Consider the following 13,149-nt stretch of genomic DNA (forward strand, 5'->3'; position numbering starts at 1 on the left):
TCACTGCTTTTGAAGCAAAAAGAAGACCAAGCAGCGAATCACTTCAACTGGTCTTGGTCTTCAAATCTTTCAGCAGTAGCGGCTCCTCACTTCATCCATTTCTTCTCAATAGATGATCAGAACCTTTTGTGACCTTTATTGTTGTGAACGATAGTCTTCCGTGAACTCGTCAATGATTTGCTGTCCACCATTTCTTAAGAAGGTTTCGATCGCTGTATCAAACCCATCGATCTCGATTTCCCCAGTCATATATTGGTAGTAAGCGTCTGAGATTCCTTCAATCAAGCTTGACCATGAACGATCATAGGTTTCAGAGGTCAGCGATTGTGCAGGATTGATCACCGCAAACTCTTCATTTTCGCGAATCTTTTCATTGGCTAAGTTGACATATGGGTTGCTTGAAGGGAAAACTGTTACTAATTCTGATGGACGAGACGAAGAAAATGGTTGTACTTCTTGTTGCCACTTCGTATCATCTAAACGGACATAGACACCCTCATCATCAATTTCATAATGAACACCTTCGATCCCTTGCGTCATCAACGTAAACGGCTCTTCGTCCATCAAATCATTGATAAATTTCAAAACAACACGTAAGTCTTCTTCGGTTTCAACATTGTTTTTCGGAATGGCTAACCAGCCGCCCATTCCACCATTGGTATCAGAAAGGATACGACGTTCCACGTTTTCATGGACGATATCATTGATCAAGACCCATTCCATATGCTCTTCATCAGTACCAGCTGCATCATCAATGTAGTTACGTACTTCTTGCAAACCACTCAATACGATCCCACCACGACCTTGAACGATATAGTTCTTCTGATCATTTTTCGCCATTACCGCAAAATCAGAATTCATCCAGCCGTTATCATAGATATTACGGAACCATTCCATTGCTTCTTTGTATTCTGGTTGCATAAAAGATGGCATCACTTCATCATCATCCGTGATCGTAAACCAATTGTCTGCACCAAAGTAACCTGAAAGTGAACGGAACCCAACGTTAAAGGACTCATCACGCTCTACGAAACCAACCGTATCATCCGCACCGTTTCCATCTGGATCATCTTCCGTAAAGGCTTGGGCGACAGCAGCTAATTCTTCTAATGTCGATGGCACGTCCAAGCCTAAATTATCCAACCAATCTTTTCTGACAAGGACGCCATAACGAGCGATCGGTTTTAAAAACGGAACACCATAGATTCGACCATCAATTCGAGAAGACTCTAACCGATCTTCGGAAATTTCTGCCAAATTCGGGAACTCTTCTAAATAGGGTTCCACATCCCAGAACATTCCAGATGCGAGTGAGCTGCGGACGGTTGTGTTATTGATTTCTGTCAGACTAACGATATCTGCTAAAGAATTCGACGCCAATGCTGCATTCAAGCGTTCTGTTTTTGAAGCATCTGGCACCCACGTAAAGTCGATCTCGACCCCTGTGTATTCTTCTAACCTTTGCGTGACATCTCCAGATGGTGGGGAAGCAGTATGTAGCATCGCCATCCACGAAATACTTGATTTCCCTTCGCTTTCTGGTCCTTCAGGTGAACCTCCACCATCGCCGCAGCCTGCTAAAAACAGTCCAGCACATAATAATAAACTTGCAACTTTCAACTTTTTCATTTGTTAACCTTCTTTCTCTATTTTTAGGGAGCCATCATCGAGCGGATCTTTCCCTTGATACGTAAAATATTCAAAATCGGCATAGCTTTTGCCAAAGTGATCTAAATCATGGGCACTGATTCCAATGAAATTCCCCGTAAAACCACCAGACAAGAACTGGATGCTTTGCTTTTTAAAGGGATGCCACGTTTGTGATTGCCGATAGAACCATTGGGCTTCTAGATAAGAACCGACTACTTTCAATCCAATCGGCTCACTTGCAGCAGCGAGGGGCAATTTATCTGGGAACAAGTGAAATTCTCCTTCACAACACCGCAGCAACCGAAGGACCTTGTCTTCTTTTTCATCATAGGTTACGTAGAAAAACAAATAGTTTTCTTCATTTAAGAAAAGCGACAATCCAGCCATCTGATTGAACGATTGGGGGTGGTATTCCATCACTGTTTCAGCTTCAAAACAAAAGTCTTGTTGACGAATCGCCAATAAGTGCTTATGAAAGTTCGATTGCATCGATTCTCCGCCGATCAATCGCAAATACCCTGGTCGCTCACTCAGATTGCACCACTCTTCATTGGGCAGCAATCGTCTACCGTTCCATGCTTTTTGCAACGATCCTTTAAAGTCATCAATAAAAACAGCAGATGATGCCCTTTGCTTCTGAGCGTCGCTAGCGAGCCTGATGGTTTGATCTGGGATCGTATCGTTATTGCTAAGACGCAGCCATCCTTCGTGATCCCAATAGACAGTTTGGAGTGCTGTCTCTCGTCCAAGGATCGCTGCCCCTTCTACTGGCCGAGTCATCAAATAGCTCATGACCCATTCTCCTGATGGCGCAATCGTCAAACTGCCATGACCTGTACATTGAAAAGGGGAATCTTCGCGCTGATAGGCACGCATCATGGGAAAATGCGGATCTACTTCATAAGGTCCAGTGATGGTTTTACTACGACAAACTGTTACCGCATGACCTGCACCCGTTCCTCCTTCTGCCGTCAGTAAGTAATAACACTCATTGTGGTAATAAAGATGCGGTGCTTCAGTCTTCGCCAGCTGGGTTCCAGAAAAAATTGGCACTCTGTCACCGATCAAGCACCCTTGTGCTTCAGAGTATTCTTGGAGCACGATCCCCACCGATTTATTTGGTGTATCCTTACGATAATCCCAAAGCGCATTCAGTAACCAGATACGCCCCTCTTGATCATGAAACAAGGACGGATCAAGCCACTACCATTTAAGTAAATGGGCTCACTCCATGGCCCATGAATGGTAGGAGCCGTGATGAGATAGTTTCGACAGTCTTTGAAGGGGCGTGTCGTGTTGCGAACATTTGTATAGACACAATAGTATTGTCCGTTTGCGTAGCTGATTTGCGGTGCCCAAATGCTGCAATTTGCTGCGTTGCCTAATAAATCCACTTGATTGGTCAGAATATCTGTTTCATGGGACCAATTGACTAGATCTTGAGAACAGTAGACCCGAATTCCTGGCAACCACTCAAAGGAAGAAACCGCTAAATAATAAGTATCCTCGACTTTTAAAATACTCGGATCAGGATGAAACCCTCTTAAAATCGGATTATTGATTATTGCCTTCATGCAACCCCTCCTTGTTTGCTGACTGCGTCCGCTGTTTTTTTCTTGTGTCCGTCATCGCGATGGAGAAAACAAAAACCCGCCGCTAAAAAGAAACAAAAGGCAATCGGAAAAGCGATCATTTGACTACCAATCAATGTCACGACACCAGTCAAAAAATAAATAGCACAAGATTGCTTTCGATAATTACGATAGCGAACAAGCATCGTCGCCACTGAAACCAATATCAGGAGTGCCAACAGCGTGAAGCCAAACCAAGCGCCGAGTGTTTGAAATTGCGCCAATGCTGCTTCTGCCGTCATTTGATTCAGTATAGTGGGAAACGCACGTTGAAAGATCTCTTCGAACTGCTGGACAGTCATTTGATTGATCGCCAAGGAAAAGCCGCCCATAAACACCAGAGCGAGAACCATCCCGATCCAGCCAGACCATTTTGCCTTGCTCATTTTTCTATCACTCCTTCAAGAGTCACCCATTCAGGACGTTGGGGACTTCTTTGGTAACAACACATTCGCTCCGTGAATGTGACCGTTTGGTGGCTTGCTGTTTTTCCCCAATCAGACCATCCGCAAGGGGCGAGCTGTTGATCAAAGCAGCAGGATAAAAAGGTGACTTTGGCGTCATTACGCCAAGGACGGCCTAAGTAATAGGCTTTGTCCCCTGTCACTCGGCACCGATCGAAGGTTAACCCGCTTGCTTGTTTGCTGGTTGAGGCAGCAGTAATGTAGTTCGTTTGTGGTGTATTTTTACAATGCAAGTGACACTCTTCAAAGGTGGCGGAACCACCGCCAAAAATAAAATCGACTGTTCCACTGATTCTGCAATGCAAAAACAAACTCTGTTGTTGGTCAAAGATTGTCTTTCGCCAAGGACTGATCATTGGTTCGCCTTCTTTGGTATATTTTGGCAATGGACCCAGGCACAAGGTATCTTGAAAAGCATCGAGATGACAGCGTTCGAAGCGAATGTCATCCCCTTCGATATAGACGGCAACTGCTTGCCCGACTGCTTGCCCATACCCTGCGTCATTGATGATGGTCAGGTTTTTTACAAAGACTTCTCGGCTATTGATAAAGAGCGTCGCTGTTTGAAACGTTCCTCTTTTTTGCCCTTTTTCATCGGTTTGCTCGGCAGCCAAGTGGTAGCATAAGAACGTGTTAGGTTCCGCGATCAACGTAAGCTGGTTTTTATAAATTTTCACCTGTTCTTGATACACGCCAGAGGCGATCGTGATTTCACAAGGTGCTTTTAAGGCTTCAGCAGCCAGCACGGCTGCTTGGATACTCGTAAAATCACCCTTTTGCGGCTCTTTACTAACCTTTAGCTTGATAGGAGGTGCTGTTTTAGAAATTCGATCCACTGCGCTCTCATCTCCTTGGTTTCTTCATGACCGCCTGGCAAGCAACACGCCTGCCAATTCTCCTTGTAGCCTATTGCTTCATAATGCTGCCCGATCTGCTGATCCAAACGAGCGACGCCGCTTGAGGGGCAGCCACGATCCTCTTTGCCAACCAAACTCAAACGCGGGCGTGGTGCGATCTGTTTTTGGATCGCCACAGTCGTAAAGTCTTTCAACACATTAGGAACATAATAGTAAAACCCATGTTTGCTTAGACAGTCCTCTTCGATCAATGCCTGATAGTCCACTTGTGCTGCCATGTCCACCACCACTGATATCCGTTCATCAAGCGCTGCCAACCACCAGCTCATCAAGCCGCCCATAGAAAGTCCCAATGTGGCGATAGCGGAATGTTTCACTTCTTTGCGGGAAGCAAGATAGGTCAAAAACTGTTGGTTATCATAGATTCGTTGTCCCCATAATGTTTTGCCATGCAACAGAAACCGCTTGTAGCTATCATTCTCACCGTTTTTTCGTTCGCCAAAGCCCCACATGTCGATCACCCCAACGGCGACGCCCAACTTCATAAATGTCGCGAATAGGCTTTCTTTTTGCATATAACACGGACTTTGTCGTAGTTCTTCTTTCCCCATCGTGAAGTCGCCGCCATGAGAATGATTGAACAAAACGAGTGGAACAGGTTGCTGAGAGCTAGGATAAGCAAAGTATGCAGGGACATCCTCTTCTTGATTTAATCGTAGAAGTAAATGTTCCAAGGTATAATTTTGCACTTGCTCTTTTGTTTGCTGAACCACTTGTGGTGCAACTTTCATATCAGGACCTAGCAGCTGTAGTAACTGAGGATCCCTCACAAAAAATCTCCTTGAAATGCCAGAGGCTGACGATTCTCAAATGATTGTGTGACGGTGATTTCCCGACTATTCTCGATATGGAACGCTTCAGTTACGCCTTCCAAATTGATACGATCAAACTGAATATTCCGTCCACAGCCAATATAAAAGCCTTGTTTTGTCATCTCTTCGATACCTGTCATCATTGCAGGCTTTCCTGGAATTGGGTGTTCAGCCATAGAAACAGCAATATCTTGGAAAGTGATATCTGAAATAAATTGTTCAGCCAAGCCATAAACAAACCCAGCGGCCGCATGAACATTCCGAGCCGAGATATTTGCAAAATGGATTCTCCGAAAATGAGGGGTTTCCTCGGTGATCGGGTACGGATTTTTATCCCAAACATACTTTTCTTTGCCTTTCGGTCCACAGAAATAGTAAAGATTTAAAGTGAATGGACAGATAACATTATCCATCACAATGTTATTCACTCGAATATCTTCGATCGTTCCGCCACGTTCCCGACGGGATTTCAACCGAATCCCACGATCAGTATCTTGAAAAATACAGTTACTGATGGTGACATTACGAATATCGCCGCTCATCTCACTACCTAGAACGACTGCCCCATGCCCATGAAGCATATGGCAATTTACGATCGTGATATTCTCACAAGCGACCCGTTCTTTGGTGTCCTCCGTTCCTGATTTGATGGCGATACAATCATCGCCAACATCGATATGACAGTTACTGATGCGGACATTTTTACAAGATTCAGGATCGATCCCATCCGTATTTGGCGAATCCGCTGGATTTTTGATGCGAAGATTATCGATCGTTAGATCTTGGCAAAGAATCGGATTGACGGTCCAACTTGGTGAATCGACAAGACGGATATCTTTCAACGTAATTTGCTGGCAAGAGTCAAAACTGATTAATTTAGGTCGTGGATAAGCAAGTTGTTCACGGTTTTCCCGAAAGGTCTTCCACCATCTTTGCCCTTGTCCATCAAGCATTCCTAATCCTGTGACAGCGATATTTTCCGCATTCTCGGCATATAAACAAGAGGCATAAACTTCCCGTTTGACCCCTTCCCAGCGAGACACGACGACGGGATAGTCTTTGGGATCATCAGAAAATACTAGGGTCGCCCCCAATAGTAGGTGCAGTTCAATATTACTTTTTAAAAAGAGCGCTCCTGTCGGATAGCGTCCTGCGGAAAAAGTGATTCTGCCTCCTCCTTGTTGATGCAATTCATCAATTTTTTCTTGAATCGCTTCTGTCAACAGACCTTCTTTTTCTTGTAAATCAGCTGTAGTCAATTGGATATTCATTTCTTGCTTCCTTCCTCCATTAGTGGTTGCAGCAGTAAACTCGCTTGTAAAAAGGCACCGTATCCTTTGAAATCATTTGTGATAACGGGTTCACTGATATAGTAAACAAACGTACCATCCCGATCATCTGGGCCACCAAGACCAGCAACTTCACAGTTTCTGATCAGATTCAACCAGCCTTCTTTTGTTAAAAAGACAAACTCATCAAGCAATCCTTGATAGGTCTCTTGGGCAAACACTTGCCATTTTTGATCGATGATCCCTGCTTTGACTGCTTTCGCTGTTGCGTAACAAATCATTGAAGAAGCGGATGCTTCTAAATAATTCCCACGCTCACTGCCTTTATCTAAGACTTGATACCACACTTTTTTCTGGGGATCTCTTACTTTAGCAAGAGCTTCTAGACAGGAGACAAACATTTTTTCTAATGGATTCTTCTGCTCTGATTCCCCTAATAGCACCATCGTATCTGCGAGAGCCATCATGAACCATCCCATTGATCGTCCCCAGAAATTTTTTGAACAACCGGTCTCAGGATCTGCCCACGGCTGGACTTTTTGTTCATCCCACGCGTGATACAAAAGACCCGTTTTTGGATCTAGGGTATGAGTAAAGCATAAGGTGAATTGCTTGATTACATCTTCCAATGCTTCTTCTTTCTCAAATGTCAGTGCGTATTCTGTTAGAAATGGGGCCCCCATATATAAGCCATCTAACCACATTTGATAAGGATAGATTTTTTTATGCCAGAACCCGCCTTCGCTTGTTCTTGGCATCTGCTGTAATTGTTGATACAGCGTGTCCAAGGCGATCTTGTATTTTGAAGCACCTGTTTCTTTGTATAGTAAGAATAAACATTTGCCATTATTGATGTAATCGATATTCATCGCATCCATCTGATAGTTTTTGATACAACCGTCTTCGTCAATATAAAAATCCATCGTGTTTTGGATATAGTCGAAATAGCGTTTGTCACCAGTTTGCTCATAGGCTTCTTTCACACCTTGTAAAACGACCCCGATGTCATAGGACCATTTTCCGTGATAAATTTTTTCTTTGCATAAGTAGTCATAGCGCTCAAATAATGTGTTCAAAGCAATTTCCGAATAGTTCTTCATGTACGATACTTCCTTTTATTGTAGTCTCCTCAATTCATAGAGCTATTTGAATGAATCCGTTTTACCGGCTGTATTTCATGAGGGTTCAGCTTGTCTTGCTATTTTCAGGTGTTCTCTAGTAACCGTTTTGTTTGCGGACAAGTAAAAGTCTTTGAGCCGTTTTCTTTAGATAATGACCTCCTCTCCTTTGCTGGCAACGGTTTGCTCCGTAGTCGATGCCGTTTTTGAAACCACCTGATCTGTTTCAATTGGGTGGATATCTTGAAGAATTTTTTTACCAGCAAGGGCAAAAACACCACCAACTAAGCTACTACCCATCAAAAAGAGGCCGATCAAGAAATAACTGCCCAGGACTAAATAGCCAACGATCAAAATCGTCCAACTTATGATCGAATAATGCAGATAGCCTAAACCTAACAACGCACTCCCCCGCAGGATCTCAAACACGGTCACAAAGTTGGTGGCTGCCATGACGGTATACACGTGCATGAATAAAAAGAGAAACGCAATCAAAAAGAGGACATTCGCTACTTGGATAAACCATGGAAATGGCGCAAATATGTTGGTGATCACGATCGCTGCAATGATCAGAAACAACCAACTGATCAGCACCGATTGTCGGAACCGTTCTTTACTATAGTAGAAAAAACTTTTTATCAAAGGTGGTCGTTCATGAAGACGAAGCCAGCGATCATAATATTTCATCATGGCATACGACGCAGGGCCAATGCCAAAGAGGACCCCTCCCAGGAGAGTCACACTGAGCCAAAGAAAGTGAAGTGCGATCAGCGTCAAAAATGCGAGTAATCCTTCGTTGATTTTCGTGATCTTTTCGATCGTCATGTGATCCCTTCTTTCTTAATAAATCCCGTCTTCGCCAATTTTTTTCGCCAAACGATTCGCAAAGATAACGAGGATCAAGCCAACAAGTCCTTTAAACAGCCCAACAGCTGTCGAGTAACTCAATTGACCATTTTGAATCCCGGCGGTATAGACAAAGGTATCAAAGATTTGGGCAACTTCACGGTTCATTGAGTTCATCAACAAGAACATATGCTCAAAGCCCATATCTAAGATCGAACCGATCTTTAAAATCAATAAGGTTACGATCGTTGGACGAATACAAGGCAATGTGATATGCCACATTTTTCGTAGCTTGCCAGCCCCATCCATATCCGCAGCTTCATAAAGCTGTTCATCAACATTGGTAATAGCGGCTAGATAGACGATCGTCCCCCAACCGGCACCTTTCCAAAGATCTTGGAAAATGTACATTGGACGCAACCACGTGCGGCTTGTTAGAAACGGGATACGTTCGCCACCAAGACTTTCGATCATGTTATTGATTACACCACCTTCTGTCGTTAATAAAACATAGAAGATGGAAACAACGATGACCCACGACATAAAATGAGGCAAATAAATGATGGTTTGAATCCCTTTTTTCAAACGGCGATTGTTTACTTCATTTAGCATAAGTGCCAATAATATAGGAAAAGGGAAAGAAATCGTGATATTTAAGAAAAACATGATCAGTGTATTGCGCATCAACATCACGAAGGTATCTTCAGTAAAGAGCCGAATAAAATGAGTGAAGCCAACAAAGGGGCTTCCTAGGATCCCCAAGAATGGTTGGTAGTCTTGAAAAGCGATGACCAAACCGCCCATCGGTATGTAACGGAAAATAAGAAAATATAAAATCCCCGGCAATACCATAATATAGAGGGCACGATTTTTTCTGATTTGCGCCCATTTTTTCTTTTTCAGCCGCAGCCGCTGTTCTTCTTCATTAAGTGGTGAGAAGTAATTATCAACTTTTGTTTCCATACTTGTTCCTCCGAATTTTTTTGATTTGATAGTCCCATGGTAGCGTGAAAAAAAGATAACGTATATAATCATTTTCTCAGCTTTGAAAAGGCATACATTTTTTAGGATTATTTCTCAATCGAATTGGAAAACCCTTGATTTATCAACGTTTATCACTATTGTGAATTTTTTAACATGTAAAAGTGATTATATACGTTGTCCCCGCCTCATGATACGTTGGAAGTACCTATTTAAGTAAAAAAAGATGGAGGTTTTTTCTATGCAACAAACCCTGAAAAAAACGAACCGCCCGAAAAGTGAACGGGTCGTTCAAGGATTTATTATTGGCTTTCTACTACTCTTCACCTTAACGTGTCTCTTACCTTTTCTAAACATTCTCGGAAGCTCCTTTGCTTCTTCTTCTGAGATCGCGACACGAACATTTATCATTATCCCACGTGAATTTAGCTTAAATGCTTACCGGTATATTCTCTCGACACCCACGATTTTTACGAGTATTGGTGTTTCCCTTTTCGTGACCATCGTCGGAACGGTTCTTTCAATGATCTTGACCTCTTTTATGGCCTATGCTCTTTCGAGAAAATATTTGCATGGACGCGGCATCTTCAACTTTATTGTCGTATTTACCATGTTGTTTAGCGGTGGGATGATCCCAAGTTTTATTTTGGTACAAAGCCTCGGCTTGATCGATTCTCTCTGGGCATTGATCTTACCGAGCGCCATCAGTGCATATAATATGATCATTATGAGAAACTTTTTCCAAGGGATTCCTGATAGTTTAGAGGAATCCGCAAAAATGGATGGTTGCTCTGATTGGGGCGTCTTTTTCCGTATCATCTTACCCCTTTCCTTACCATCGATTGCGACGATCTCTTTGTTCTACGCTGTTAGTTATTGGAATACTTATCAATCAGCGATCTTGTACATCAATGATTCAGCGAAATGGCCGATCCAAGTGCTCCTTCGACAAATCGTGATCGTCTCCAGCGGGATGAACGCTGATGCCGCTAGTGTCGATGTTGTCCCCCCAGCACAATCCGTAAAAATGGCCGTGATCGTCGTTGCGACTCTGCCAATGTTGATCGCCTATCCCTTTGTCCAGAAGTATTTCGTGAAAGGTGCAATGGTTGGTTCCGTCAAAGGGTAACCAACAGGCAGCAAAGAAAAAAAGCGCTTTTGATCAACGATCAAAAAGCGCTTTTTTCTTTTAGTCTTTGGATCGCTTGCGATACTCTCCAGGGGTCATCTGTTCTTTCTTTTTGAAAAAGCGGATGAAGTTTTGAGAGTTGGTATATTGAAGGTTGGCTGCGATTTCCTTGATCGTCATATCCGTTTCCCGCAACCATTTTTTGGCGATTTGCAACCGATAGTTTTGTAAGTAATCGGCAAAATTGATGGATAATTCCTTTTTAAACACATTACTTAAGTAATTGGCATTATAATGCAGCTGTTCAGCAATGCTATCTAAGGAGAGATCTTGATCGTATTGTTGGTGTACGATCAAGACCATCTTTTCAGACAAGGAGCGAATTTCTCGATCTGTTTTGGCTTGTGTCGTTTCAACGATAGGTAAAACTAACTCATGATAGATGATTTGCTCAACTTTGAACAAACTAGTTTGGTTGAGCACGGATTGATAAACTTTACGACTATTCTGCAAGCTGGTATGATCCGCTCCTAAGAGTTGCCCTAGCTGAACGATACTGTTGATCAACTTAAACAAGGCACTTTCAATCGTCAACGGATTTTTGTTTTCATGAATGATTTCCCGTACGACTTCCGTGTAACTCGCTTTGATGGTCGCTAGTTCCCCACTACGCATCGCATCCAAAAAGGTGCTTTCTGCTTCTCTAGGGTATTGAACGATCGCATTATTGTCTAATTGTGCTGCAATGTCGTCAAAAAAGATAATGACTTCTTCCCCTAAATTCATTCGATAGTGCAAGGCTTCTTTGGCGTTATCAACCGCTAATTTGGTTTCTACGAGGCGGTCGTAGGATTGTGAGACCCCACAACTTATTTTGATTTTCAAGTAATCTTTTGCCGCTTGATGGATCTTTTGACAATAGGTCAATACTTGTTTTTGGTCAACTGATTCAGGAAGCTTTAAAATCGTTCCTTGGGTTTCTTGACTGGAGATGATTGGTTGAAAACGCAAATTTGCTGGAATGATCTCAGAAACGAGATTCTCGATGGCAAGCAAGAAAATATCAATAGTCGCTGTTTCTCGTCCACACAAATCATCGATTTGAATCAGTAATACGGCAAAGTGTTCTGTTTTGGATACTTCATACCCAAATTGTGACAGTTTTAAGTGAATATCTTCTTCTGAGATACAGCCGCGAAACAAGTTTAATAGAAACAAGGATTCTAATTCGGGCTTTTGATGCTCGACTTTGACGGCGAGATCGTGGTTTTGATGTAAGACCTGGTCGATATCGGAAATCAACTGATTGACTTCTAATTTCTGACCTTGTTTTTTGGGCTTTAAAAGCTCACCGATCCGATTGATGGGTGAGGTAGCCACGATCGCAATGCGATAGGATACTAATAAAAAGAGGATGATCAAAAGACTGCCAATCACGATCAAACCGCTTCTTAATTCACGGATTGCTTGTGAAACGCTAGCAGACGCCAGGCGGATCACATGATACCACTGATTGTAATCCGATTGTGTGACCACATACTTATTGTTTTCTTTGTCAGTGAAGATGCCATCGCCGTGGGCAGCTGCAATCATTGTTTCTTGTAAGGCAGAATCGATCACTTCACCATTATCGAAAAGCAGTTGTCCGTCTGCATGAAAAATATTCAAAAAGGAATCGTCATGATCTGCCACCAACTGCGCAATGGTATGGTCTTGGATTTCAGCGATCCCCAAAGCAGTGGTTTCCTGGCGAAACACAGGCAGCGTCATCACCATTTTTAAATAGCCATCTTCTGGTAACCAATACAAGTAGCGTTGGTTGTCGATCAACGCTTGAAAAGCAGCGAATTCAGTATCATCGATCTGTTTTAAGGAGCCTTCTTCGATTTTCCAATGCTGATTCAAATTCACCAATTGGTAGCTGGCGTTTTCAATCCCCATCACACCAATGTAAGCCAGTTGTGAATTGATCTCTCGCACTTGTCGATAATTCGTCACGGAAAACGGCTGTTCCATCGTATCGGAAAAGCTTTGTGTGCTACTGTATGTAGAAAAGGCATACTCCACCATCTGAATTTTTTGATCCAGATTTTCTTTGACTTGGTTGACCAAATTATGTTGACTTTGCAAAAATGTTTCTTGAATGTTTTGATACGTTCGATGATAAATGACCCCACTAAACCCAATGATTAAAGCGCTACCAATTAGAAAAATCAAAATAAATATTTTATAAAACAAGTTGGACGTTTGATGATAGCTTAAAAAGAATTTCATAGACTCCCTCCCATTACCTGACTATCTTCTTTTATACT

The 13,149-nt window shown here is 42.7% G+C and carries 11 protein-coding genes and 1 pseudogene; 1 reads left to right on the forward strand and 11 read right to left on the reverse strand.

What is annotated here, in order from left to right; translation table 11 throughout:
• Positions 1 to 135: 135 nt before the first annotated feature.
• From A5878_RS09925 to A5878_RS09965, 10 genes and pseudogenes are all read right to left on the reverse strand, one after another.
• Positions 136 to 1,629, reverse strand: a complete 1,494-nt coding sequence (locus A5878_RS09925; RefSeq protein WP_074535210.1) for an extracellular solute-binding protein — start codon at positions 1,627 to 1,629, stop codon at positions 136 to 138.
• Positions 1,630 to 1,632: 3 nt separating this feature from the next.
• Positions 1,633 to 2,430, reverse strand: a complete 798-nt coding sequence (locus A5878_RS17815; protein ID WP_373270295.1) for a hypothetical protein — start codon at positions 2,428 to 2,430, stop codon at positions 1,633 to 1,635.
• Positions 2,407 to 3,224, reverse strand: a pseudogene (locus A5878_RS17820) (family 43 glycosylhydrolase); the annotation flags it as partial. The gene A5878_RS17815 and the pseudogene A5878_RS17820, both read right to left, overlap by 24 nt.
• Entirely contained in the window at positions 3,221 to 3,667 is a 447-nt protein-coding gene (locus A5878_RS09935) for a DUF4064 domain-containing protein (protein ID WP_081116630.1), read from the reverse strand. The pseudogene A5878_RS17820 and the gene A5878_RS09935, both read right to left, overlap by 4 nt.
• The gene (locus A5878_RS09940; RefSeq protein WP_086295506.1) at positions 3,664 to 4,581 is read right to left on the reverse strand and encodes a pectinesterase family protein; all 918 of its coding nucleotides are present in this window, start codon (positions 4,579 to 4,581) and stop codon (positions 3,664 to 3,666) included. Before A5878_RS09940 ends, A5878_RS09935 begins: the two co-directional genes overlap by 4 nt.
• Entirely contained in the window at positions 4,542 to 5,432 is an 891-nt protein-coding gene (locus A5878_RS09945) for a dienelactone hydrolase family protein (RefSeq protein ID WP_081116628.1), read from the reverse strand. The genes A5878_RS09940 and A5878_RS09945 overlap by 40 nt, the downstream gene beginning before the upstream one ends.
• Positions 5,429 to 6,745 (reverse strand): glycoside hydrolase family 28 protein, encoded by a 1,317-nt coding sequence (locus tag A5878_RS09950; protein ID WP_086295507.1) that lies wholly within the window; start codon positions 6,743 to 6,745, stop codon positions 5,429 to 5,431. The genes A5878_RS09945 and A5878_RS09950 overlap by 4 nt, the downstream gene beginning before the upstream one ends.
• Positions 6,742 to 7,863, reverse strand: coding sequence for a glycoside hydrolase family 105 protein (locus A5878_RS09955; protein ID WP_081116627.1), 1,122 nt, complete (start codon positions 7,861 to 7,863; stop codon positions 6,742 to 6,744). Before A5878_RS09955 ends, A5878_RS09950 begins: the two co-directional genes overlap by 4 nt.
• A 165-nt stretch (positions 7,864 to 8,028) precedes the next feature.
• Positions 8,029 to 8,706 carry a YesL family protein gene (locus A5878_RS09960; protein ID WP_081116626.1) on the reverse strand — a complete coding sequence of 226 codons (678 nt, stop codon included), beginning with the start codon at positions 8,704 to 8,706 and terminating at the stop codon, positions 8,029 to 8,031.
• A gap of 15 nt (positions 8,707 to 8,721) precedes the next feature.
• Positions 8,722 to 9,690 (reverse strand): sugar ABC transporter permease, encoded by a 969-nt coding sequence (locus A5878_RS09965; protein WP_005229934.1) that lies wholly within the window; start codon positions 9,688 to 9,690, stop codon positions 8,722 to 8,724.
• Positions 9,691 to 9,949: 259 nt separating this feature from the next.
• Between A5878_RS09965 and A5878_RS09970 the strand changes: the two genes are divergently transcribed.
• Complete coding sequence (locus A5878_RS09970; RefSeq protein WP_015509917.1) at positions 9,950 to 10,837, forward strand: carbohydrate ABC transporter permease; 888 nt, start codon at positions 9,950 to 9,952, stop codon at positions 10,835 to 10,837.
• 60 nt (positions 10,838 to 10,897) lie between these two features.
• Here the strand turns inward: A5878_RS09970 and A5878_RS09975 are convergent, their stop codons facing one another.
• Positions 10,898 to 13,111, reverse strand: coding sequence for an AraC family transcriptional regulator (locus A5878_RS09975; protein WP_074535204.1), 2,214 nt, complete (start codon positions 13,109 to 13,111; stop codon positions 10,898 to 10,900).
• Positions 13,112 to 13,149: the final 38 nt, after the last annotated feature.

Source organism: Enterococcus sp. 3G6_DIV0642 (assembly GCF_002140635.1).
Lineage (GTDB): Bacteria > Bacillota > Bacilli > Lactobacillales > Enterococcaceae > Enterococcus_D > Enterococcus_D casseliflavus.